Here is a 24,003-nt window from a genome sequence, read left to right on the forward strand (position 1 = left end):
AAGATAAATTTTCCTGTTATTATTAAGGAAACTGTAATTACTTTAGAAAAAATTATTAACGTAATATGGAGCAGATAAAAATACAAGCGCATATTGATGTGCGTGTGGAGATCATCTGGAATGCATATACCTCAGCAGAAGATATTATGCAATGGAATCAAGCTTCTGATGACTGGCATTGTACAGGTGCAATCAATGATTTACGTATTGGGGGAAAATTCAAAAATCGGATGGAGGCGAAAGACGGCTCCATGGGTTTTGACTTTATAGGAACCTATACAGCACTTGAACCTTTCAAAAAAATAGCCTATACTATGCCTGATGGCCGTCAGGTCACCATAAATTTCAACTCGAAAAAATCCACGACTGAGATTACCGTTATTTTTGATGCTGAATTCGAAAACCCTGTAGAGATGCAACGTCAGGGATGGCAAGCCATTCTAGACAATTTCAAAGCTTATGTAGAAAAGACATATGGTACCTCATCATAGAGACACATCCTTTAAATGCGGTAATTGCAGCATATTTAGCTGAAAACAATCCGTTAAAATAGTACACATATTATAACAGACATACTTGGATTGCTAACGACAATGGTTATCTTTAGCCAAAATTTGATATTCCTGTATGTAACCTACGGAGCAAATTCCAACAAAAAGCGATAAAGACATAACATATGACAATAATTAACAATTATGAAGAGTACAAAGCCTTTGAAGGAAAGTCATTAGGCGAATCTCAATGGCATACAATCGACCAAAAACAGATTAACCTGTTTGCCGATGCAACCTTAGATCATCAGTGGATCCATCTCGATAGCGAGAAAGCAAAAACAGAGAGTCCATTTAAATCGACCATTGCACATGGCTATCTGACCTTATCCCTTATTCCTTATCTGTGGAAGCAGATTGCGGAAGTAAGGAATGTCAAAATGGAAATCAATTATGGCATCGAAAATCTACGTTTTGCACAACCGGTCCTGGTCGATAATGAAGTACAATTACATACACATGTTAAATCGGTTGCCAATCTCAGGGGAGTGATCAAAGTAACCATTGAAGCGACTTTAAAAATTAAGGATAGTGTCAAACCTGCTTATGTTGGGGATGTTATCTTTTTATACCACTTCAATTAAACCAATCTGAATAGGATTCATTTTAACAACTTCAAAAAGGCTATTTACATGTTAGCTGAATTCGAAATAAAACAGATCACAAATCATAAGTACTATCCTTATGATTTGTTGCTTCTAGCCGACGAGACTGTCGCCGCAATCAATAAGTACCTTTTTGATTCCAATGTCTTTGTTGTCCACGAACAGCAACAGCCCATTGCGGTATTTTGCTTATATCCCATCGACGGCGAGACGCTGGAGATCAAAAATATTGCCGTCGCTACTTCACATCAGAACAAAGGACTTGGGAGCGAAATATTACAATATATCCAGGAGACTTATCGTGTACAATATCCCAATCTGATTGTTGGCACTGCGGATTGTGGCTTAGATCAGATCCGATTTTATGAACGTAATGGATTTGTTCAATATGGTGTCCGTGCGAATTTTTTTATAGACAATTACGAACAGCCTATCTATGAAAACGGTCAATTGTTAAGAGATATGGTTTTACTGAAATATCACCCCTAACTCCCCTAGCAACAGTAGGCCACTATTGCTATTTGATACAGCACGTTTTTTTATAGACAGAAATAAATATAGAGTAACACAGGGATTGCAAGGCACAACCACAATAACAGCCCTTGTAGAATCGCTTTATAACCTACCGACAGTAACACATCTCTTGAAAGACTAGCTCCGATTAAAAAGAGCGTCAATGTAAGGCCAACTTTGGAGATATGAACTACATAAGTTCCTATCCCTTGGAAAAATGGAACATAACTATTCAAGATGATAGCCAGTATAAATAATCCGATAAAATAAGGAATTTTAATCCGTGTTCCCTTGGTATTAAAAGCAAGCGCACTCAGCAAAGAAATAGGAATAATCCATAGCGCCCGCGTTAATTTAACAGTCGTTGCTACCTGGAGGGCCTCTGTGCCGTATTTACTTGCCGCACCTACCACAGAACTCGTATCCTGTATCGCAACTGCACACCATAGTCCAAATTGTGTCTGTGAGAGATCCAGGAAACGACCGATAACCGGGAATACAAACAAGGCTATCGCATTCAAGACAAAAATGGTACCCAGAGCGACACTGATCTGCTTTTCATTGGCTTTGACTGTGGGCGAAACCGCCGCAATTGCACTCCCGCCGCAGATGGCCGTTCCTACGGTGATGAGATAAGCTGTCAATTTTTCTAGTTTTAATAATTTTCCCAATATATACCCCAGGGACAATGTCCCAATAATAGAAATAACGGTCAGTAAAAAACCGTCTTTGCCTGTCTGAATAGCGGAGTCAATATGCATACCGAATCCCAAACCAACAACAGAAAGCTGTAAAAGAATTTGTGTAGCTTTGTGATTAACAGCCAAAAAGGGGTGCCCGATCCATTGGGCAACAATAATCCCTAGCAGCAGCGCCAAAGGAGCTGATACGACTGGTGTCAGACATAAAATAAGCAAGAGGATAAAGATGATTTCCCGAATAGTAATCTTTTTGTTGAGTATATGCTTGTATCGCATGATGGGAGTCACTTTTTTGTACATGATTTTGTGTTTTGATCTGGTACAAAATTGAATAACTTTTATTTATCAATAAAACTACAAAAACTAATAAGTCATAACCATACATTATACATAATAAACTATTGCAGAAGAGTTCAACCTGTAATTGTAAATTGCATAGATATCCGGATCAAATGCTTCAGCGGTATTTGCTTGAAGAATATGTGGATCAAATATGAAGAATAAAGATCAATCCTCATTTAAGTATGGGTATCGTACTGGAAAAACAACAGGAATATGCGTTATAAAGAACAAGGATAAATCACTATATTTCAATAAGATTCAAATAAAATAAATAAACGATGAGACTAACTGCAATACATCCCAAATTACCCATGCGTGATAAAGTCATCACAAGCGACTTTTACATCGGTCATCTTGGTTTTATTCTATGTGGAACCGAAGATTACGAAGGTTACCTGATGGTCAAAAAAGATCAGATTGAAATCCATTTTTTTGAATTTAAAGATTTACCTCCTGAAGAAAACTATGGTATGGTCTATATCCGTACCGATGCTATTGAACAACTTTATCAATCATTTTTAGAAAACAATATTGCGATCCATCCCAATGGTAAACTGGAGACCAAACCCTGGGGACAACGTGAGTTTTCGATTCTGGATCCCGACAATAACCTGTTGACGTTTGGAGAGGGGGTATAGCACCGAAAGTTTGTATGTAAAAGCAGATCTTGTCGCTAAAGTGAGTGTTGATAGACGTAGGTCAGTCAGATTCGATAAGAAAATTGCAATAAAGAAGGTAGTCTTTATTACAAAAAGCCTGTCTTTGTTACACTAAAACCAAGTATAACAAAGACAGGCTCTATAGTTTATATTACGAGTCTATTTGACTTGGCTTAGACTAACCAAAAAGGTCTGAGCTTAAGTAACGGTCGCCCCTATCGCATGCGATAAAGACAATGATACCTTCCTCAATTTCGCTGGCAATTTTCAGCGCGCCAGCAAATGCTCCGCCTGTACTCATACCTGCAAATACCCCTTCGCGTTTCACCAGTTCGCGCGCCAATTCGGTGGCTTCCTGTTGTGAAATATCAATCACACGATCCACACGGCTCGGATCAAATATCTTTGGCAGATAGGCTTCTGGCCAGCGTCTGATTCCGGGTATAGATGACTCGGGTGTAGGTTGACAACCGACGATCTGTATCTCTGGATTTTTCTCCTTAAGGTAAATGGAATTCCCCATAATCGTTCCCGTCGTCCCCATTGCACTCACAAAATGGGTAATTTTCCCATGCGTATCGCGCCATATTTCTGGCCCGGTTGTTTTGATATGGGCTTTATAGTTATCCGGATTGGCAAATTGGTTTAAGATATAATAGCCTTCTTTCAACGCTTTCTCCTCTGCATAGTCACGACATATTTCCATAGATTCTAAGAGCGTAACCTTCGCGCCATAAGCCTCCATGGTCAACGTTCGCTCGCGGGTAGACGATGCGGGCATAACCAGTTCCAAACTTAAACCATATATTCCGGCAATCATTGCCAGGGCTATGCCTGTATTGCCACTTGTCGCTTCAATAAGCTTGCTTTCCTTCGAAATTTCACCACGCTCCATCGCCGAGCGTATCATATTTAACGCCGCGCGATCTTTGACTGAGCCGGCAGGATTATTCCCCTCCATCTTTGCAAAGATCCGTACCCTGGGATTCGCATGAAATTGGGTGATCTCCACCAGGGGTGTATTGCCTATGGTATCTATAATATTTCCCATAAATGTATCTATATGATTGGTTTTGAATCTATAAATTTTGCAGTCGCCTGGTGGTATACTGTAGTATAAGGTTCGACCGAACTCGTCAGCCAAACATTACCACCAATAACCGAATGATGACCTATACGCGTCTCACCACCCAAAATAGTCGCTCCGGAATAGATGATGACATGGTCCTCGATCGTTGGATGGCGTTTGACATTCGAAAAGACCTTATCCACACTCAAGGCGCCCAACGTAACACCTTGATAGAGTTTAACGTAATTACCGATCGTACAAGTCTCTCCGATGACTAATCCTGTACCATGATCTATGTGAAGATGATGACCAATGGTCGCCCCCGGATGAATATCAATACCTGTCTTGGAATGGGCATGTTCAGTCAATATCCTTGGAATCAGAGGCACACCTAGCCGGTGAAGCTCATTTGCCATCCTGAAAATACAGATCGCAAAAAAACCGGGATAGGTGCGTACAACCTCACGCTTATTCTGCGCAGCCGGATCTCCATCCATCAACGCATCAGCATCCCAACACATCAACTCGTAGAGCGCCGGAATACGTTCAAAAAACTGATGGGCCACTTGTGCATGATTGCAATGACCACAGGCTTTTGACTTGCTCAGAAGCTGTTCCAACTCCAGTTCAAATTGTTCAAAAGCAAGTTTTACATCTTCTACCGATTTCATTTCGCCAGAATTTCGCTCCGGAAAAAGCACATCCAAAATTTTGGTTGCCCAGCCGCAGATCTTCTTATTGGAAGGCATTTCTAAAACAGCTAATTGCTGCTCATAGATATGTTGATAAAAATCATGCATCTTCAAAAGTAAATATTAAAACAAATATACTATACAATATTGATAGATTAAGCCTTATTACCAATAAGGCTACGATTAAATCATTTTTTTCTTTCTATTTGAGTTCCAGCCCCGCCCCAAACTTATTACCTAAGACATCGTTGCAACAAGCATTTTTCATCTTTTTGGCACAAGTTCCGTTTGGCGGCCTGACAATGTCTACTAAAGCACCAGGCGCTCAAACAGATTTTGCAATGTTGCTTCGGGATCTTCACAGAGTCCGGGATGTGAAGCCGAACACTGGATGACCGTGCTCCGTTTAGCTGTAAGCCAACGAAAACGCTCCGTGATATCCAGTGCTGCTAGTTTTCCGGCATCTTTATCGCCATTACAGATCCGTTGAAAGGAAGACAAGTGGTTTTCGATTAGTTCCAATTCAATTTTAGGACAGAGCGCACGCACTTTTTGCTCGTCAATGGCATAGACCATCTTGGCAAAGCGATATTTACGACAGTAGAGCGCAATACCAACATTGATAAATTCCTCACGCTCTACACGCGGCACCAGTCGTACCACAGCATATTCATATAAGGTTCTTTCTGGCATCTTCTATCTGTTTTACAAAAATTGACGAACTCGCCACACGTTGTTTCAAGAATGAAACGTACACTTCTCTCGCATCCGCCGCTGACAATTCACGTTCGGAATCAACCAACCATTCGTCTGGCACAACGGCCAATATCTTACGAAAAACTTCCTCCGTAAAAATAGGGCTAAATTCAGCATCTATTTTTTCGACAATGGTCGCATTTTTTAACAATACATGATCTTTAATCTGCACAAAAGGTTTGACCGATTGTTCTTCCCAATTGTCCCAGCTGTGGTGAAAATACAAGGACGCGCCATGGTCGATCAACCACAGTTCTTTGTGCCAGATCAACATATTGGTATTCCGGACTGTGCGGTCAACATTCATCAACAAGGCATCCAGCCACACAATCTTCGAAGCCTCTTCCGCACCGATCACATCAACATTGGCATCAAAAGTAATAGCCCCACTCAGAAAATGGAGCCCAAGGTTTTTTCCCACACTAAATTTGAGTAGATCTTGTATTTCTTCATCTGGTTCTGAGCGCCCAAAAGATTCATCCAGATGTGCAAAGACGATTTCAGGCACTCTTAATTTTAACAGTCTGGCTAGCTCACCACCGATCAGTTCAGCAATCAGTGCCTTCCGCCCTTGTCCTGCTCCTCTAAATTTGATGACATAACTAAAGCCATCATCAGCATCGACTAGCGCCGGCAAAGATCCACCTTCCCGAAATGGCTGAACATATCGGGTAATCTCTACTTCGCGAATAATAGGTTGTTGAAAATTCATGAATTTCTATTTTCTTGCTGTTCAAAGTTGGCAATCAACTCTGCGCATAATATCAAATTAAAATAAAGTTAGTTTTAAAACCTTTAATGGCCGAAAATTCTCAAATATTTATTTAAATTTCAGCAAAATAACGCAAATTGTACATTCATTTGACCATCAGAAGTACTATTTTCTAATTATATTTGTCCTATAATCTCGACTTGTTTAATCAAGTTCTTTTCAAAAGCGATATGGATACTATTCAGGAATATAACAGTGTGATCAAGCACTGTCAAGATTTATTTATTAAAAAAACAAAAGATTATGGCACAGCATGGCGGATCATGCGTCTGTCTTCCATTACCGATCAGATTTATATCAAGGCACAACGCATACGTACGCTCGAGGTCAAAAAAGTATCCAAGGTTGGAGAGGGTGTCGTGGACGAATACATCGGTATTATTAATTATTGTATTATGGCTATGATCCAGATTGATCTGGGTGAAGATGGGGAGGAAAACCTTGATCCCACCTTTGTCAATCAAAAATATACCGAAAAAGTAACGGAAACCAGAGACCTCATGCTGGCCAAAAATCATGATTACGGTGAGGCTTGGCGTGATATGCGTGTTTCTTCAATGACAGATTTGATCCTAATGAAAATTCATCGGGTTAAACAGATCGAGGACAATGATGGCCAAACCATTGTTTCCGAAGGCATTCACGCCAATTACCAGGATATGCTCAACTACGCAGTTTTTGCGTTAATTAAATTAGGACTAGCACAACAATAATCGGATAATGACAGCAGCACAACAGACAACAAAGACAAATTACCTTTTAGGTTTTTGCCGCATTTTCACTGGACTTCTTTTTATTTTCTCTGGATTTATCAAAGCCAATGACCCTACTGGTTTCGGCTATAAACTGCAGGAATATTTTGAGGTATTCCACTTGACTGCGTTCAATGAATACGCGACCGCTATTGCTGTAGTGATCTGTGGTTTTGAAATCCTTTTAGGTGCCCTATTGTTGTTTGGTGTCTATGCCAATTTAGTGGCTTGGGGATTACTGTTATTGATCCTATTTTTCACCTTTTTGACATTTTATTCCGCGTTTTTCGAAGTTGTCACCTCCTGTGGATGTTTCGGCGACGCCATTCCACTGACCCCTTGGCAATCTTTTTCCAAAGATCTGGTGTTATTGGTCTTGATTCTGATCATCTTTTTTTATCGCAAACAGATCCGGCCTATTATCAAAGGTTCCGGCAATCAATTTGTCGTCACATTGATTACAGCTGTTGTTTCCTTGGGTATCGGAGTATATACGGTCAACTATCTTCCTTTTATAGATTTCTTACCCTATAAAATTGGTAATAACCTCCCTTCGCTGATGGTTCTTCCAGAGGGAAAAGAAGCTGATGTCTTTGAGCAGCTCTATACCATGAAAAACAAAAAGACAGGTGAGACCAAGAAAGTCAATGACAAAATCTATATGGCGGATAAGCTATGGGAGGACGAATCATGGGAAATCATTGGCGAGCCGGAAAGTAGACTTGTCAAAAAAGGATATGATATTCCTATTCCCGACTTATTGATCACGGACGCCGACGGTGCTGATCATACACAGGAGATCATCGCCAACCCCTATTATAATGTTATCATCGTCGCGAAGGATCTTTCGTCTACAAATATAGATGCTCTCCAGAGAATCAATCAGACAGTGACACAGATGACCAAAGATTACAATGGTCTTCGTGTTGTCCTACTGACTGCCTCTGCATCCAAAGATGCACAATACTTGAGTGACAAGATGCAATTGATTGCTGAAATATACTATGCGGATTTAATTCCATTAAAAAGCATGGTTAGAGCTAATCCGGGGGTGATCTTATTAAAAGGTGGAAATGTAATGGGCAAATGGCATTACAATAATTTCCCGGATGCAAAAACGATTGAAGACAATTTTTTAAGTAAGGACAAATAGAATAATATGCCTAAACCTATATTTTTGATTGGCTATATGGGCAGTGGAAAGACCACACTGGGAAAAAAGTTGGCCAACAAATTAGATTTACCTTTTATCGACACTGACGAAGAAATCGTGAAGCAGATCGGCATGAGCATTACCGAATATTTCGGCGAACATGGTGAAGCAGCCTTTCGAGAACTTGAGCGTGAGCAGATCCGTAAATTTGCAGACAACTATGCCGTGATATCCACGGGTGGTGGCGCTCCATGTTTTTTTGACAACATGGATTGGATCAAAGCTAATGGCTATGCGGTATATCTGCAAATGAGCCCCAAAGCCTTATTTGATCGTCTGTCGCAATCAAAATTACACAAAAGACCTATTCTAATCGGCAAATCACCGGAAGAACTACGGGCCTTTATCGAAGAGAAATTAACAGAACGCGAGCCCTACTACAACCAAGCCCATTTGACAATAGATCAGCTCAACACAACAGTAGAGACTTTAGTTGCCCTGATCAATCAGCATAATACCTAATCGTACAATAGTTAATAATGAGCATACGCCCACACTTCTTTTTTTCACTCTTGAGCTGTATACTACTTGTCAGCAGCTGTTTTCGACACAGCGGTGATACCGAAGGCTTACCTGTGGGCAAGCGCATTCAGCTGACGACCGTAGAAGATCTCTATCAATTTCTGACTTATGATGATAATCGTTATCCATTAGTCAGCCTGCATCGTGGTGGCCCCACTTCCGGTTATCCAGAAAATGCATTAGAGACCTTTGCTTACAATGCTGGCCTACAACCCGTTATCGTGGAGTGTGATGTTCGATTGAGCAAAGATTCTGCACTGGTACTCATGCATGACAATACGCTCAACCGCACCACCACAGGCCGTGGATCTGTCAGTGAACGCACATTAGCCGAGCTCAAAAAACTGCGTTTGGTAGACAACAACAAGAAAATAACACCTTACAAGATCCCCACACTCGACGAAGCACTCGCTTGGGGAAAAGGAAAGGTCATTTTTACGCTAGACATAAAAAATGATGTTCCCTACGAATCGGTGATCAATGTCATCCGTCAGCAACGTGCCGAATCCAGTGTTGTTATCATCACTTATAGTGCTGGTCAGGCTGGCAAAGTGCATAACCTAGCCGGGGATCTAATGATATCCGCTTCTGTGAAGAACCTCGATGACCTCGCCCGCCTCAACGAAAAAGATATCCCTGACAATAAGCTGTTAGCCTTCGTGGGCACACGTGAAGCCGATCCACAGCTGACCAAAGTATTGCATGATCATGGGATTATGTGTATCCTAGGCACCCAAGGTAATCTTGACAAACAAGCCGCTAAGAAAGGATTTCAACTGTATGCCAGTTTTATTGAACGTGGTGCAGATATCCTGAGTACCGACCAGCCAAAGGAGGCTGGACGGGCATTAAATTTCTATATCAAAAAAAGAGGAATAACTTCCAAATTTGTGCAATAAATCAGGTTACTCTCAAATAAGACACCTTTCTAAAAAAAATCCGCAGCCATCTATTGAAGAAGAAAGCTACAGATTTCATTAGATTTACGCTGTTATCGTAGATTTATGCTATTGTCTTGGAGCAATTACCTCTTTCTTGCGAGTTCGATCTTCGTTGAGATTTCATGAACAATTTTTTCCACGTCAGCCCCTCCACCCGAAGATTGAAAACGGATGAAACCGTCTTTATCGATAATAACCTTAGTAGGGATACCTTTGACGCCATACGCGGTAACAACAGACTTATCCCGCTCTTTCATTTCATCAAATAAAACATGGAAACTATATTTATTTTCGCTGATAAAATTATTGACCAACTCTTTATAGTTCTCCTCTTTCTGCCATGTGTTGATAAATAAAAAGGCTACATCAGGATCATTTGCATATTTGTTTACCGCAGCTTGCATTCCAGGAAAGGACATTTTGCAAGGACCACACCAGGTTGCCCAGAAATCAAGTACTACAACCTTACCTTTCATACTTGCCAAGGAAACTTCTTTACCAGAACGATCTACAAGTGAGAATTGTGCGGCCTCTTTTTTGACCATCTCAGATTTCAATTTTGAAACCAGCATTTCATCAATGCGCCCGTTTAAGTCTCTAAGATAAGTAGTCGTATCCGATAGGCTATTGTTCAATTTGCTATACAAGGGCAGCAATTCGGCCATTAATTCAGGTTCTTTTCCATTCTTAATAACTTCGGTCTCCAGAAGCTGAAAAGCATCTAAAGTCCTTCCTTTCGCGGCCAAAGCTTTGGCATAAGCTATGGTCGCCGTTTCTGATGGTAATTCTCGCTGCACTTTCGCCAATATCTCCAGCGCTTTGTCCACTTGTTGATTGCCTAACAAGGCCTCCGCATATTGTAGACTAATACCACCCAGATATTGCCGTCCTGTATTTCCTTTTTGACCTTCAGTTTTTTGTTGGCTGAGATTAAGATAAAATGGTTCCAGTGTTTTTTGCACGAAGGCATATTCCTTTTGCTGGTTTAACTCTCGGCCAATGGCGAAAACAGCATTTGTATAATTGGATGTGGATTTCAGCTGATCTAAGTAACTGTTCACCTTATCAAGGTTTTTCTCCTTTGCATACTGTTGAGCGACGATCCCCATGGCAAATCCGTATACTCCCCTGTTTTTCTCATCGTAACTGCTTTCGGGAAATTGCTTGCTTAAACGAATATACTCCGCCTCTGCTTGCGCAGCTGTCAGTTCATTTTTTTCAAACAGCTTGCCAAAGGCTTCGTTTCGAGCCGTTATTCCTTTGGGAAATTTTTTGTTGATGCCTTTTTTTATGGCTTCTGCCTTATCATTTTTTTCCAGGCCAGTATAGATTCGTCCAGCGAGCAGCTGGTCTTCTTCCTGTTTCGATTTCGCTAAAAAATCGGCCTCTTTCAAAACCTCTGCTTTCGACTCCTCTGTATTCTTTTGGAATAATTCATTCAGATGTTTGTACAGCTCGTCCTGCGTAATCCCCTTTTTTGCTGCCAGTTGTCCGAAAGTAGCTTGACTTCCCAAAAGCAACAGGGGAATCGCCATTGTTATTAACTTTATGTTCATATTTTTTTGATTTATTTGTTTTTTATCCATTATATAGGGACTTATATTTTGCCCTTTAACTCATTATTCTACCAGTATGCCTAAATGCAGATCGACGATTTCATCAATAACATGCTTGTGAGTCTGTTCCAATACCATGGTATTGGCATTGTAGATGTAGATCGAGCCAGGTTTATCAGCAGCTGGATCGTTTGTAGCAATCATTAATTTCCCATCCAGGATCTTAAACTTGACGATATTCCCACTTGCATCCGATGGCAGTTGCACATATTTTTGGAATTCTACACCCAGGTAAGAGGCCATATAAATCGTCTTGCCCGCCGCCATATACCATCGGCTTGTACGCCCGTCAAAATAAACATAACCGATTTGACTGGTTGTGGGCACTGCGGCAGTTCCCAACTGACTGAAAGCTTTTGGTTTATAATCCGCACCATAATCCAAACGATAGGAATACAATTGATTATCCTGTCTGAAGAGATAAATATGGTTGATCGACGGGATGTTGGCATAGCTACAGGCCAAGAATGTTTTCCCGTTCATCAATTCCTGACCCGCGATTTCCTTATAGTCATTTACATAAGCATATTCATTCCCGGTCACCCCATTATCCCATACACGCACTCTTTTATTATTTTCGTCGTATATACTCATAAAATAACTGCCGTTCCCAAGCGGTGTCGCAACCCCATTTGGAGCTATTTTATAATCCGTGGGATCATTGATAAATGCCGGAAGCGCGATTGTACCTTTCCTTAACACATGGAATTTACCTTTATTGACCGCGTAGACCACCTCATTATATAGATCCGTCTGTACCTGAGTGGGGCGGAACACAAAATCCCCACCCCCCACATAACTTGACGAATTGTACAATAAAGTGGGAACAAACTCGCGGGAATCAATGACCACCACGGGATTGACTGCATCCTGAATACCAATAGTCAATACATTATAGAAATCCGAAGACGAGGCACCGTATTTTTTCGTTCCGCTGATGGACAAAGGATTTTTTCCCAACTTATCCAATTTGGACAATAGGACCTGATCAAACGAGGATTTTTTAGTAATACTGGATAGGCAATAGAGCGAAGCATCTTTCGCTTTATTCTGGGTCAAAACATAGTAGCCCCATTTATAGGGGTTCACAATATTCAAAAAGCAATTGTAGCTTGTTGTAGTACCCGTTGATTTATCTGTGACATGAAACTCGGCTGAAATCTTCCCATAGCGTTTGTTCGCTACATAGAAAAGATTTTTCGTCTTGCTCACCGTTACGGAATCTACCTTCCATTCAAAAATCAGTGCACTGGTATCATTGCCTGATAATGAGCCCGAGATCGTAGGATTCAATCGAACGGTATCGTTAAAAGGAACTTCATAGATCCGTCCCGTAGGATGACTATTATCCAATAAACCGGCGATCGCAATGGTGTTCACATCTTTGTAATCATAATTGCCCAAATCCTTGGAGCAGCCTTCAAATAGAAGAATCGCCAGGAATAGAATATAGGTTAGATTTTTTAAGTTCATCTGCTTGAGCGTTAAGGTAATTGAATTCGTTCTTTCGTAATATCGCCATCCGGATAAACCTGATGGTCGATAAAATATTGCTTGAGCACCTGGATATAGTTAAATGTCACTGGATACCAACTGGCATAAGCCGAGGTAGGCATATTGTTCCAATAATATATTGGTCCCGGTGCTGCCGTAGTAAGGTCTGGTGATGGATCCGCTCCGAGATAGTAGATCTGCATCCATTGCTGAAATATTTCTTTTTGATAGGGTCCGAAATAATTCTTCCAGGTATTCCACCATTTAGGCTCATTCAGAATGTCATCAACGACAACTTTTATTTTCTGATTGTACAGGTTACCCGGAACAAATTCATTATTTCCCGCCAACCGCAAATAGAGTACTGTAGGTTTGGTCTTCATCTTAATGGAGCGCTGGAATGTGATAAACAGTGTATCCACAAAGTTATTTGCATTAATCACTGGGGAAGAGAATTTCACCGTATTGGGTTCATAGCTGGAAGAGTCTTCCACGATGTAAGCATAGGTACGGTTATTGGAGCTTGACTCCCCGCCCACAGCAATAGGCACCGCAATTGTTTTTTCCTTACGCTGCAGATCGGCATCCAGCGCAAAACCATAATAAATACTGTCAATGTATTTTTCTGCTGCCCGGGTATTGGCATTTGGATAGGCAAAATAAATGTAACTCTGCGCAGCATCAAACTGAAGCATGTTGTCATTTTTGTTACATGCACTCAATATCACAGTAGCACAAAAAAGCAAAATATATCTTTTCATTTTGATTAATTTTGAGGATTATACAACAATTCATCTGCTGGGATCGGTAGTCTGAAAATTTCATTTTTAGGCTGTACCACTGTGGCCCGGTCTATCGGCCGAAAGAGACGTTTATACTCTGTGAATAAATATCCCTCGCCAATATTTTCCTTACGCATTTCGTCAAACAATAGATCCCTAATCTTTTGTGTGGTCATATCCGCGCTCAGTGCAAGATCCGTGGTAATATTTCTTGTGTTACGAACAAGGTTTAGATATTCCATTGCTTTGGCTGGGCTAGTTGAAGCATAGTTTTCAGCGGCGATCATATAGATTGTATGTAAGCCGATTACTTTGCTTTCATACAAAGGTCTGTAATTCGCATCTGAAGGCAGCTTAGTCTGATCAAATAGGTACTTGGACAACTTCCAGGGATAGGATGTATTGGGTTGAACAAACCAGCCTGCGAGACGTGCATCGTTCAATGAGCCATGGACTGTGCTATTGTAGAGATTTGTTCGCAACCAAGTATAGTTGGGAAATAAAAGCGGTGAAGTTGAGCTTGTTGTTGTCGCGTCCGCCTGAGCAAAAACAGTGCTCACCTTCGCACCTAACCTACTGGAGAACAAGGCAAAAATATTTTCCATGGGCATACGTGTATTTCCTACAGATCCAATTTCACCAGAGAGTGCCATTCGAATACTTTGTGTTGTCTTCAGTTCAGTAATAATCTCTTCCGCATATTTTCCGGCGCTGACCAGATCACCTTTCCACTGTGCCACCATGGACTGTAACGCAACAATAGCGTAATAATTCATTCGGATCCCCCTGTAATCAATCAGACTATTGTATTGCTCATAGGCAAATTGGTTTAAATTGGCATCACGCGCATTTGACCGAATAGGATCTTTATCCAGTAAAGCACGGGCCTCGGACAGATCTTTTTCCAATAAAGCGATCACCTCTGCTGCGGAAGAAAATTTAGTAGCCGAATAGACGACCGCAGTCCGATAAGGAATCGCTTTCGCCTCAACCCCTTCACTCGGAATGGATGGTCCAAACAATTTTAACAGCTGAAAATGACAGAAGGCCCGCAGTCCAATAGCCTCACCACGCACGAGGTTGTAGTAGGTGTCATTTTTTATACGGTCTACATTTCCCAGAATAATATTCGTCTGATTGATACACTGATAAAATCTCGCCCAGATGTTATCGATCATTTTCTTGGGCTCATCGTAATTATACTCATAACGAAAGGGTCGATAATATTTATGGGCCGAATTGGTCACATTATATGATCCCACCAGACTTTCCATAAAACCATATTTCATCTCCCGACCATACAACGTATCCGTATTTAATGTTTCGTATACACCCGCCAGCGCCGCATTGAAACCTGAACGATCAGTGAGCAGATCTTCTTCATAGGCCTTATCCGTCGGGTTTACATTTAAGAACTTTTCGCAGCTTGACAATATGCCGAGCATCACGATGGCAATTAGTAACTTTTTCATACTTTAAAATTGAACCATTACACCAAAATTAAATTCACGGGCATAGGGATAGCTTATACCCCGTTCCATGCGTACCGTGCTCCAGCGAAACATATCGTTCATGGAGAAGTTCAGCCTTAGCCTCTCCAACTTATACCGTTTCAGGATTTCATTACTGAATGAATAATTGATATTGATCGTCGAAAACCGGAGGTAAGACTCCGTCTGTATAAAACGGCTGGAAGGCTGTGTAAAAGACTGATCACCAATAGCCTTGTATTTCGTCAGATCACCAGGCTGTTTCCATCGTTCTTCCAATACACGGCGGTCCGCATTTTGATAAGCGATATTATTTTCGATCTTACCCATAAGTGTCTGATTGTAAATATCCCCGCCTAAGGAATAGTTACCAATAATTTGCACTGATAGTCCTTTGAAGTTGACCGAAGTACCAACATTACCGTATAAGGTTGCCTCGGTATTACCAACGACCTGTTGATTATTGGCATCCCAAACATAGGTAACATTACCATTCCGATCCCGGTACAATTCACGTCCATTGGCCGGATCTATCCCTAGGGAAGGTACCGCACGGATAACGCCGAGGGACTGTCCTTGCTGATAATATTGCGACGGCTGTATGACGTTTCCTTTGCCGTCTTTCTTGACCAACGACTCATTTAGTGTGCGCAGTTCGTTGGATATTTCTTTCAATTTACTCCTATTCTGTACAGCGCCGAGCGAAAGGTACCAGCTAAAATCTTTTACAGGATTACTGAGTAGCCGCATGTTGGCCATGACCTCAAAACCTTTGTTCTGTACCTTTCCGAGGTTCTGAAAAAATTTATTCTGATAGAACCCGAAAGAAGGGGCCACGTTGACCGTGGAAATCATCCGGTTGGTAACCCGGTCATAAAATGAAACATCAATTTTCAGAAAATCACCTTTGATGCCAAATTCCGCCCCTACGCTCCTTTGCTGCTGTTCAGGCCAACGAACTGCCGGATTTCCCTGACCGCTATAGATTGCGGCATATTGATTGTAATAATTACGACCCGACAAAAAGTTGTACGATGTGCTCACCATGCCTACATTAAAATCACTGACTGTACTCGAGGTACCCGCATTCAGATACCAGCGTAATCTTGTCAAAAAATCATTTTTAAACCATTCCTCGTTATGCATATTATAGGAAAATCCTGCGCTCCAAAAAGTTCCAAAACGATTTTGACTGCCATAGATCGAGGCACCATCTGAACGCAGTGTACCACTGACATTATATTTATTGTCGTATGTATAGAACAAGGAACCCAAAAATCCGACAGACCGCACAGGCAACGACGTTGATTCAGGCAGTGACCCGGTCGCATATTGCAAAGCCATTTGCGGCGTCATAAAACGATCATCCACATAGCCTGTCACTGTATTCAGATTTCCGACGGTATTCTGCTTTCGAATCTCAGCGACGGCATTGGCCACCAATTGATGTTTGCCGAATTTATTGGAATATTGCAGATCTACTTTTCCTTCGTATTTGGTGAAATTCTGGTTTCCAAAAGTATAGGCACCTTTCAGATTAGCATCTGTAATATTGGTGTAATCCGTATGAAATGGTGATTTATACTTGTCTATATCGGCGCTTATCCTGACAATAGTCCCAGAAGCCCTCACAATCAATTTGGGCAACGCAAACCATTCAATAGACATATTGTTCTGCAAGGTTTGGCTTACTTGATCACTGCGGAAACCAAGCCCCGCGTTATAGAGCGGGTTAAACATTGTTTCCCCCCAACTATACCACCGCCCCAGTTCCCCAAAGCGGATGTTGTACTTTCCCTGCTCATCATAAATTTTCTCATAGGGATTGAGTTTGGTGTAGGTATCGAAATTCCCGTACGGACTATCGCATGCTTTCGTATAAAGATAAGTAGCCACATTGCGGAACGTAATGACATTTGGTATCCGATAAATCAGCGTAAAACCCGCATTTCCGCGTGTTCTCCCCGACTCTTTCATAACGCCTTTGTTATCAAAATAACCACCTTCAAGGCTATAACGCACGCCATTTCCCCCGCCTTCCATCCGCAGGCTATGATTGATGGAGAGTGTATTTCGCACCGGCTGCTTCAACCAATAGGTATTCACTCCGCCCAACACGTCCTGTTCACGTTTGGTCAGTAGATTATTATAATGCTCCTGCTGAATCAGGTCCCATGCTGCATCGCCGCTTTTTGATGTATATAAATCCGCTAGCTTTTCATACTGCAGTTTCTCCGCGGCATTCATGAGGTTATAATCCGAAAGGTCGACCATGGACACTGATGGTTTCATATCATAAGTCACGGTAAATTTACCGTCTTTGGGCAGCCTGGTTTCAATAACAACCACCCCATTCCCGCCACGGGAGCCATACAAACTCGTAGAACTCGCATCCTTTAAAATGGAAATTGTTTCAATGCGGTTAACATCAATGTCGTACAAAGTAGTAATCGGCACTTCAAAACCATCCATGATAATCAATGGTGCATTGACGGCATATTCCCCTACACTGGAGACCCCCCGAATATTAATCTGTGGCATCACGTTGGGATTGGAACCCGCATTTACCCGTTCGTCTACCTTAAAAGAAGGATCCAAAGCCTGCAGTACCGTAAAGATGTTTGTGGAATTGAACTTTTCCAGTTCCTGTCGGGTCACCATCGTCGCCGCTCCTGTAAAATTATCGCGGCGCACCCGCGTGTACCCCGTCACTACCGTTTCATCAATTTTATTCTCGACCTGACGCATAATCACTTGTAGCGGCGCACCCGATGCTACTTTGACCTGCTGAGTTTCATAGCCTATCATCGAAAATATCAGTTCCAGCGGTTCATTGACAACAACATAAAACTGGCCATTTTCTCCAGATAAAACACCATTACGCGTACCTCCCAAAATTTTAATGGAGACCCCGGCCAAAGGCTTCCCCCCCGCATCCCGTACACGCCCTTCTACCCGTATCTGACGCTGTTCTGTTGCTTGATGTCTGTGTTTGCCGTACTGGTCATTGTTTGTTTTATTTGGCAATGATTCTTTCCTACGTACCAAAATGGTATTGTTGCGAAAAATTAAATCGACATCCTGCCCTGCAGCAATTTCCCGTAACACCTGCTCGATATCTTTGTCTTTCACCTGAATACTGATCGGCTTACTGCCTTTAAGTAAGGCCAAATCACCGATCAGATCGACATTCGCCTGTTTCCGGATCTTCTCTAGGACCGAATACATGGAGCTTTTGCTTTCTTTGAGTGTAATACGCTGCGCCACGGCCGTCCCCACAAAGCCCGATAAAAGTAATCCGCTCAGCATCAATCTCGACAAACATTTACCGACATCTTTGGGCAAACCGGTAGCCGCCATTCTTTTTTCAAAATGGTAAACTTTCATTTTCATAAGGTTAGTTTTTGTTAGTTCGTCGTTCCTCTATTTGATGTATATGTAATTATTTTTCATAGTATAGTTCATAGGACGTACCTGTCCCATCAGGTCCAACACCTCTTTAAGACTTTTGTCACGTCGCACACGTCCGAAAAGCTGTACTTGTGCCAAACTATTGTCTACCTTGATCTCCACCCCATACCAGGCGCTTAATTTTCGGGACAGCTGCTCCACATTCAGGTCGTTCAGATCAAAATACCCCTCTTTCCAGTCGATATAACGGGTAATATCACTGGCCTCGATAATCTTCTTTCCATCGTATACCTGATTAGGCCTGATTCGTACGGAAAACTGGTCCTTTCTGCGCTGTTCCAAACTTGATCCCTGATTGGAGAAAGCCACTGCACCTTCAAGCAATGCCGTTTCATTGTTAGTTGTAAAATCCGCATTGAATTTCGTTCCCAATACTTGGATTGTCTGCTTATTCCCACGTACAAAAAATGGAACTCTTCTACCCATTCGCTCTTGTTTGGCAACTTCAAAATAACCCTCACCCCGTAACGCTACCTCTCGAATATCACCTGTAAAACAAATCGGATATCGCAGTTCACTATTGGTATTTAGCCAGACTTTAGTGCCGTCGGCGAGTTGTACATGGGCCGTCCCGCCTGTTTTCGTACGAATTGTATTGTACACGATTTTTGATTTCTGGGCAGGATCAGTTAGATAGATAATCTGATCGTCATTCGTCCGCACGATGCGGTAGCCGCCGGCATTTAAGGTGTCATTACGTTTTAACTTATCCAAGTCGTATTCCGTATTATTTTCCAGTACGACAATGGCATTGGATTTTATAGGTGCCTTGACATCTTCAATGTTTGCATACTGGAAATGATCAGCCCGTTTTCTCCAATATATAGAGACCGTTGTTGACAACAAAATAAGGATACTTGCAGCAGCCAGCCACTTCCATCTAGATTGTTTTTTGCGTTTTTTGATAAAAGGCATTTTGTTGTCCAGATTTTCCAAAAGCATTAACATCTTTCGATCCTGTGGTTCAGGAAAACGATCCAACTGATCCAACCAACGCTCAACCAAAGCTATTTCCTCCGTAGAACATTCCCCAGCTTGATACTTTGCGAAAAGTGAATCGTCGATCTTCATAGTAATAATTGTTAGTTCAGCTCTAATGCAGCTATACTAAGGTAAACGGCGCTCCCAGACGATTGTCCCTCAAAAAAATAAAAAAAGTAAAAAAGACGAAAAATTAGAGCGTATGATTTTTAAAGTAGATGAATATTGATTGCGTACAGTCTTTTCAGAAAGCCCTAGCATAACTGCTATTTCGGGATTGGAATAACCTTGCAAGCGCAATTTTAGAACCGCTTGATATTGCGGACCATAGCTATGAAGTACAGCGAAGATGGAATCACGAAAAGACTGCGCGCGAATATGCGCATCAGCCTCGTCAAATGCGAATTCACTGGCATAAGATTTTAAATCTTCTAAATAACCCTGTGCGTTATTTTCCTTTGCAAAATAATCTATAATACGACGTCGGAGTGCCGTAAAAAGATAAGCCTTAAAATCATTTTGGTAGTCGATGGAGTACCTGTTGTTCCAGGTGCGAATAAACACATCCTGTACCAGATCTTCACCAGCTTCTTCGCCGACCCGTTTGATCGCGTAAACGAGCAGAGCTGCTTTATATCTTTCATACAGCATATGAAATGCCCCGTCTTGGTTCTTGGAAACCAAAAGGAGTAGTTCCTCATCACTCAAACTTTCCAACTTAGGCATGATGTATTGATTTGGACAAATATAGTTTTTAGAATTTTTGTATCCAAAAAGATCGCACGACGTGAAAACCGCAATTCCTCGAAAAGCATCCCTGACTATTTTAATTCTTTATAAATATCTTATGTAACTTTTTATTATTGTAAACGCCTCACACGCATTACTTCCTCTAACATGTGATAACAGTTCAGCAAAAATAGTAAAATCACAACAAAGACTACTAATTAAGTAGATTTTTTATTTAAGCGGTAGAGTAATACGAAGGGTGGGTTCAGCTTGTCTTTAAACATTAAGCCTATTAAGACTTGATTTAAGTATACTTGTTAATCAAAAACTACTTATTATTACTTGAATAATTCATTCCCAATGAAGGAATTAACTTGGTCTCTTTTGTTAAAAAAAGTTAAAAACCAATTTGTCAATTCTTAGGATATGATTACCTTTGCGCAAAATTTTACCTTATTTAGATCAAAACTAAATAAAGAAAAACAGTCTATAAAAATCATATGTATCAATTTTTTACTTTTTTGAGCATCACTTTGCTTTCCTGTTTTGCCCTTCAAGCACAAAATATCCAGGGTATCGTGCATGACAAGAGCACGGGTACGATCGTACCGGGAGCGAGTATAATCATCAAGGAGCGACCACAAAGCGGAACCGTCGCCGACGCTAACGGAAAATTTAATCTTGTTCTTCACAATGGGGAGACCTTGCGGGTTAAAATGGTTGGTTATAAAAGCTTCGAACGTTATTTTTCAAAAGTACAGGACGGACAGCAAATTGAGATTAACCTTGAATCGGGAGTTGCACTGGACGAAGTATTAGTCACAGCAAGTTTGGCCAATTCACGGAGCAAACGGGCAATTGGTACCAATGTCGATCATATTGATGCTGCAGATATTGTCGCTAAAAGTAATCCCTCTTCTCTAGCGGAACTGGTAAACGGAAGAATTAGCGGTGCTCAGGTATACAATACCAATGGAAAAGTGGGTATGCCCATCCGTTTTGATATTCGTTCAGCAGCAACCTTCAGTATGGAACGTGATCCCCTGATCTTTATCGATGGGGTACGTTATGGCAGCAGTAATACTGCTGATGTAAACTCCTCACAGGAAGCAATGAGTGCATTGAATGACTTACCGATGAACGATATTGCTTCTATCGATGTGATCAAAGGACCAGCAGCAGCAGCTTCGTATGGTGCAGAGGCAGCTAACGGTGTCGTTATTATTCAGACCAAACGTGGTCTAAGTGGCAAAAAAGGTGTAGCTGTGAACGTAAAATATACAGGTGGTTTCAGTGAACTGGCCAATAAATACACAAAATATGTCAACAACGATGCATTGAACAACTTTTTTGATCGCGGTCACCAAAATCAATACTATGCCAATTTATCGGCACAGTTTGACCAGTCAAACAGCCTATTCTTTTCGGCCAACTCCAATACCACTTCAGGTATTGTTCCGGGCAACAAAGACAACAGACAGACCTTTCGTGCCGGATACGATTTGACCAAAAACAATTTCAAACTGGGTTTCACCGTTGGCTATGTCAAAGGGAAACTGAGCATCCCACAGTCTGCCTCAGGACGTGATGATGCCATCTGGAATCTGATGCGCGATCAGACGCCCTGGCCTTTTATTTCCGAAGAAACCTGGCGTGCTATTGAGAAAAGTTATTCCAATGACCGCTTTACAGGAAGTGTCAAATTAAACTATACGCTTCCTTTTAATATTAAGCTGGAAAGTCTTGTGGGGCTTGACCTCAATCGGATCGATGGGTTGAACTATCTTCCCTATGGTTACCTACAGGGCACAAACAGTACCGGTGCCAAACAGGTCAGTGACCGTAAAAACCAGAATATCAACTGGGATGTCAAGTTGTCGCGCAACTTCGTCCTAGCGGATAAATGGCAGCTGAATCTGGCACTATTATCACAGTTGACGAAATCTACCGAAACTGTCAGCGGTATCAGCGTACGTAATTTTGCTGTACCAGGGATTAGTAACATCTCCTCGGCAGCTGAAATTTTAGGTACAACCGATACTTATTTCGAAAAACGTACCCATGGTATCTATGGTGAGGCATTTTTAAGCTACAACAATCAGTTGTTTATCAATACCGGGGTCAGAAGAGACGTATCTAATATGATCGGTCGGAATGTAGCCAGTATCTGGTATCCGACAGTGAGTGTTGCCTACAATGTGAAACCGTTTGAATTTATGCAAGGTAAGATAGACGAATGGAAAATAAGGGCCGCTTATGGTGAGTCTGGTCGTTTACCATATCCAAATGATGCGCAGACAGCCTATCTTATTGAAAACTCTTCGTTTGGCACCTTGGTCAGACCATTGCGTAAAGGCAATCCTGATATCAAACCAGAGCGCACCGGTGAGTTTGAGATCGGTACAGATATCAGCTTTTTCAAACAACGTTTGGGCTTTACCTACTATATGCAAAACACACGCGATGCGATTGTATATACCACATTATTGCCTTCTTTGGGCTGGCCCTCCAGTTTGAGTGGAGACTATCCCGAAAATGTGGGTAAAATTCGCGGTAAGGGGATTGAAGTGAATTATAATAGCCGTGTTTTTACCAGCAGTAATCAGAAAAACAGTCTGGATCTCCTCGTGATTTTCAATCATCAGTCCAATAAAGTAATCAGCTCAGGTGGAAATGATATTATCAATACGGTCAATTTGATCCGTCCCGGGCTCCCAGCATTCTCTTTCTATACAGGTGTATCCGAAGGCGCTAATTTCAATAGTAACGGCATATATACAGGTGCTAAAGAAAGTGCACCGCAGGTATTAGGAAAACCTTTCCCTACCTATAATGGATCATTTGGCTTCAATCTTCAGTTGGTCAATAATCTCCGTATCCAATCTTTGTTTAACTATTCAAAAGGCGCTAAAGTCTATAATATCTCCAATAGAAATGTTGCCAGCCAAGGGAATAACTTCAAGGCAAGCGAGGATCTCAAAGCATTACTCGCGACACAGACAGCAGGTACACCGGAGTATATTGCGACAGCAAATGAACTTGCCCAGTATGCAGGCCCCCGGGGTAATTTTATTGAGAAAGCCGATTTCATCCGTTTGAGCAATGTCACCATTTCCTATGATTTAGGTACCTGGGCCAAAAAACAGACCAATGGCCTATTCAAAAGCTGCGTGCTATCATTAACCGGAAACAACCTGTGGCTAACGACCAACTATGGTGGTGTCGAACCACAAATAGATTCTCAGGGTGGTAGTAAACGTACGCGTGGTATCAGCTATCTATCATCCGACTGGACTGCGGTACCGGCTCCACGTAGCTATGCCATGAGTGTAAATATTGGTTTTTAAAAATG

At 41.6% G+C, this 24,003-nt stretch carries 21 protein-coding genes; 9 read left to right on the plus strand and 12 right to left on the minus strand.

All coding sequences use genetic code 11. The annotated features are described in order from the left end of the window. The first annotated feature begins 65 nt into the window (after positions 1-65). The 3 genes from AC07UV_RS14905 (at position 66) to AC07UV_RS14915 (ending at position 1,645) form a co-directional block, all read left to right on the plus strand. The gene (locus tag AC07UV_RS14905; RefSeq protein ID WP_282252762.1) at positions 66-491 is read left to right on the plus strand and encodes an SRPBCC family protein; all 426 of its coding nucleotides are present in this window, start codon (positions 66-68) and stop codon (positions 489-491) included. A 185-nt stretch (positions 492-676) separates the two neighbouring features. Further along, positions 677-1,135 (plus strand): MaoC family dehydratase, encoded by a 459-nt coding sequence (locus AC07UV_RS14910; protein WP_282252761.1) that lies wholly within the window; start codon positions 677-679, stop codon positions 1,133-1,135. A 48-nt stretch (positions 1,136-1,183) separates the two neighbouring features. Beyond that, positions 1,184-1,645, plus strand: a complete 462-nt coding sequence (locus AC07UV_RS14915) for a GNAT family N-acetyltransferase (protein ID WP_495184323.1) — start codon at positions 1,184-1,186, stop codon at positions 1,643-1,645. Positions 1,646-1,695: 50 nt separating this feature from the next. Here AC07UV_RS14915 and AC07UV_RS14920 read toward each other — a convergent pair whose 3' ends face one another. Further along, the gene (locus AC07UV_RS14920; RefSeq protein ID WP_495184324.1) at positions 1,696-2,670 is read right to left on the minus strand and encodes a YeiH family protein; all 975 of its coding nucleotides are present in this window, start codon (positions 2,668-2,670) and stop codon (positions 1,696-1,698) included. A 320-nt stretch (positions 2,671-2,990) separates the two neighbouring features. Between AC07UV_RS14920 and AC07UV_RS14925 the strand changes: the two genes are divergently transcribed. Further along, positions 2,991-3,350, plus strand: coding sequence for a bleomycin resistance protein (locus tag AC07UV_RS14925; protein ID WP_495184325.1), 360 nt, complete (start codon positions 2,991-2,993; stop codon positions 3,348-3,350). Between the two features lie 199 nt (positions 3,351-3,549). Here the strand turns inward: AC07UV_RS14925 and cysM are convergent, their stop codons facing one another. From cysM to AC07UV_RS14945, 4 genes are all read right to left on the minus strand, one after another. Then, a complete protein-coding gene (cysM, locus tag AC07UV_RS14930; RefSeq protein ID WP_495184326.1) occupies positions 3,550-4,422 on the minus strand; it encodes a cysteine synthase CysM in 873 nt (290 codons plus the stop codon). Between the two features lie 8 nt (positions 4,423-4,430). Further along, positions 4,431-5,240 carry a serine O-acetyltransferase gene (locus AC07UV_RS14935; RefSeq protein WP_495184327.1) on the minus strand — a complete coding sequence of 270 codons (810 nt, stop codon included), beginning with the start codon at positions 5,238-5,240 and terminating at the stop codon, positions 4,431-4,433. Between the two features lie 201 nt (positions 5,241-5,441). Next, entirely contained in the window at positions 5,442-5,825 is a 384-nt protein-coding gene (locus AC07UV_RS14940) for a DUF3037 domain-containing protein (RefSeq protein ID WP_120259515.1), read from the minus strand. Then, a complete protein-coding gene (locus tag AC07UV_RS14945; RefSeq protein WP_282252750.1) occupies positions 5,803-6,600 on the minus strand; it encodes a HipA family kinase in 798 nt (265 codons plus the stop codon). The genes AC07UV_RS14940 and AC07UV_RS14945 overlap by 23 nt, the downstream gene beginning before the upstream one ends. A 230-nt stretch (positions 6,601-6,830) precedes the next feature. Here AC07UV_RS14945 and AC07UV_RS14950 point away from each other — a divergent pair, with 230 nt between their 5' ends. From AC07UV_RS14950 to AC07UV_RS14965, 4 genes are read left to right on the plus strand one after another with little or no spacing between them, the layout of a single operon-like run. Then, positions 6,831-7,373, plus strand: a complete 543-nt coding sequence (locus tag AC07UV_RS14950; protein ID WP_259187495.1) for a DUF1599 domain-containing protein — start codon at positions 6,831-6,833, stop codon at positions 7,371-7,373. Between the two features lie 7 nt (positions 7,374-7,380). After that, positions 7,381-8,565, plus strand: coding sequence for a BT_3928 family protein (locus tag AC07UV_RS14955; protein WP_495184328.1), 1,185 nt, complete (start codon positions 7,381-7,383; stop codon positions 8,563-8,565). A 6-nt stretch (positions 8,566-8,571) separates the two neighbouring features. Further along, positions 8,572-9,087 carry a shikimate kinase gene (locus tag AC07UV_RS14960; protein ID WP_495184329.1) on the plus strand — a complete coding sequence of 172 codons (516 nt, stop codon included), beginning with the start codon at positions 8,572-8,574 and terminating at the stop codon, positions 9,085-9,087. 17 nt (positions 9,088-9,104) lie between these two features. Next, positions 9,105-10,046 (plus strand): glycerophosphodiester phosphodiesterase family protein, encoded by a 942-nt coding sequence (locus AC07UV_RS14965; protein WP_495184330.1) that lies wholly within the window; start codon positions 9,105-9,107, stop codon positions 10,044-10,046. A gap of 125 nt (positions 10,047-10,171) precedes the next feature. Here the strand turns inward: AC07UV_RS14965 and AC07UV_RS14970 are convergent, their stop codons facing one another. The 7 genes from AC07UV_RS14970 to AC07UV_RS15000 form a co-directional block, all read right to left on the minus strand. Next, positions 10,172-11,644 carry a TlpA family protein disulfide reductase gene (locus AC07UV_RS14970; protein ID WP_495184331.1) on the minus strand — a complete coding sequence of 491 codons (1,473 nt, stop codon included), beginning with the start codon at positions 11,642-11,644 and terminating at the stop codon, positions 10,172-10,174. Positions 11,645-11,707: 63 nt separating this feature from the next. After that, on the minus strand, positions 11,708-13,177 hold the full coding sequence (locus AC07UV_RS14975) for a PKD-like family lipoprotein (RefSeq protein ID WP_495184332.1): 1,470 nt from the start codon (positions 13,175-13,177) through the stop codon (positions 11,708-11,710). Positions 13,178-13,188: 11 nt separating this feature from the next. After that, on the minus strand, positions 13,189-13,959 hold the full coding sequence (locus tag AC07UV_RS14980) for a DUF4843 domain-containing protein (protein WP_495184333.1): 771 nt from the start codon (positions 13,957-13,959) through the stop codon (positions 13,189-13,191). 5 nt (positions 13,960-13,964) lie between these two features. Next, entirely contained in the window at positions 13,965-15,452 is a 1,488-nt protein-coding gene (locus AC07UV_RS14985) for a RagB/SusD family nutrient uptake outer membrane protein (RefSeq protein WP_495184334.1), read from the minus strand. Positions 15,453-15,455: 3 nt separating this feature from the next. Then, a complete protein-coding gene (locus tag AC07UV_RS14990; protein WP_495184335.1) occupies positions 15,456-18,863 on the minus strand; it encodes a SusC/RagA family TonB-linked outer membrane protein in 3,408 nt (1,135 codons plus the stop codon). Between the two features lie 30 nt (positions 18,864-18,893). Beyond that, positions 18,894-20,012 (minus strand): FecR family protein, encoded by a 1,119-nt coding sequence (locus tag AC07UV_RS14995; protein ID WP_495184336.1) that lies wholly within the window; start codon positions 20,010-20,012, stop codon positions 18,894-18,896. Positions 20,013-20,081: 69 nt separating this feature from the next. After that, positions 20,082-20,648 carry a sigma-70 family RNA polymerase sigma factor gene (locus AC07UV_RS15000; protein WP_495184337.1) on the minus strand — a complete coding sequence of 189 codons (567 nt, stop codon included), beginning with the start codon at positions 20,646-20,648 and terminating at the stop codon, positions 20,082-20,084. 503 nt (positions 20,649-21,151) lie between these two features. Between AC07UV_RS15000 and AC07UV_RS15005 the strand changes: the two genes are divergently transcribed. After that, a complete protein-coding gene (locus AC07UV_RS15005; protein ID WP_495184338.1) occupies positions 21,152-23,998 on the plus strand; it encodes a TonB-dependent receptor domain-containing protein in 2,847 nt (948 codons plus the stop codon). Positions 23,999-24,003 lie beyond the last annotated feature (5 nt).

The organism is Sphingobacterium sp. GW821-FHT03E03, assembly GCF_059420745.1.

Excerpts from the sequence above, each read along its gene's own strand:
- AC07UV_RS14905 (WP_282252762.1), top strand. The coding sequence starts at position 66 with ATGGAGCAGATAAAAATACAAGCGCATATTGATGTGCGTGTGGAGATC.
- AC07UV_RS14910 (WP_282252761.1), top strand. The coding sequence starts at position 677 with ATGACAATAATTAACAATTATGAAGAGTACAAAGCCTTTGAAGGAAAG.
- AC07UV_RS14915 (WP_495184323.1), top strand. The coding sequence starts at position 1,184 with ATGTTAGCTGAATTCGAAATAAAACAGATCACAAATCATAAGTACTAT.
- AC07UV_RS14920 (WP_495184324.1), bottom strand. The coding sequence starts at position 2,670 with ATGTACAAAAAAGTGACTCCCATCATGCGATACAAGCATATACTCAAC.
- AC07UV_RS14925 (WP_495184325.1), top strand. The coding sequence starts at position 2,991 with ATGAGACTAACTGCAATACATCCCAAATTACCCATGCGTGATAAAGTC.
- cysM (WP_495184326.1), bottom strand. The coding sequence starts at position 4,422 with ATGGGAAATATTATAGATACCATAGGCAATACACCCCTGGTGGAGATC.
- AC07UV_RS14935 (WP_495184327.1), bottom strand. The coding sequence starts at position 5,240 with ATGCATGATTTTTATCAACATATCTATGAGCAGCAATTAGCTGTTTTA.
- AC07UV_RS14940 (WP_120259515.1), bottom strand. The coding sequence starts at position 5,825 with ATGCCAGAAAGAACCTTATATGAATATGCTGTGGTACGACTGGTGCCG.
- AC07UV_RS14945 (WP_282252750.1), bottom strand. The coding sequence starts at position 6,600 with ATGAATTTTCAACAACCTATTATTCGCGAAGTAGAGATTACCCGATAT.
- AC07UV_RS14950 (WP_259187495.1), top strand. The coding sequence starts at position 6,831 with ATGGATACTATTCAGGAATATAACAGTGTGATCAAGCACTGTCAAGAT.
- AC07UV_RS14955 (WP_495184328.1), top strand. The coding sequence starts at position 7,381 with ATGACAGCAGCACAACAGACAACAAAGACAAATTACCTTTTAGGTTTT.
- AC07UV_RS14960 (WP_495184329.1), top strand. The coding sequence starts at position 8,572 with ATGCCTAAACCTATATTTTTGATTGGCTATATGGGCAGTGGAAAGACC.
- AC07UV_RS14965 (WP_495184330.1), top strand. The coding sequence starts at position 9,105 with ATGAGCATACGCCCACACTTCTTTTTTTCACTCTTGAGCTGTATACTA.
- AC07UV_RS14970 (WP_495184331.1), bottom strand. The coding sequence starts at position 11,644 with ATGAACATAAAGTTAATAACAATGGCGATTCCCCTGTTGCTTTTGGGA.
- AC07UV_RS14975 (WP_495184332.1), bottom strand. The coding sequence starts at position 13,177 with ATGAACTTAAAAAATCTAACCTATATTCTATTCCTGGCGATTCTTCTA.
- AC07UV_RS14980 (WP_495184333.1), bottom strand. The coding sequence starts at position 13,959 with ATGAAAAGATATATTTTGCTTTTTTGTGCTACTGTGATATTGAGTGCA.
- AC07UV_RS14985 (WP_495184334.1), bottom strand. The coding sequence starts at position 15,452 with ATGAAAAAGTTACTAATTGCCATCGTGATGCTCGGCATATTGTCAAGC.
- AC07UV_RS14990 (WP_495184335.1), bottom strand. The coding sequence starts at position 18,863 with ATGAAAATGAAAGTTTACCATTTTGAAAAAAGAATGGCGGCTACCGGT.
- AC07UV_RS14995 (WP_495184336.1), bottom strand. The coding sequence starts at position 20,012 with ATGAAGATCGACGATTCACTTTTCGCAAAGTATCAAGCTGGGGAATGT.
- AC07UV_RS15000 (WP_495184337.1), bottom strand. The coding sequence starts at position 20,648 with ATGCCTAAGTTGGAAAGTTTGAGTGATGAGGAACTACTCCTTTTGGTT.
- AC07UV_RS15005 (WP_495184338.1), top strand. The coding sequence starts at position 21,152 with ATGTATCAATTTTTTACTTTTTTGAGCATCACTTTGCTTTCCTGTTTT.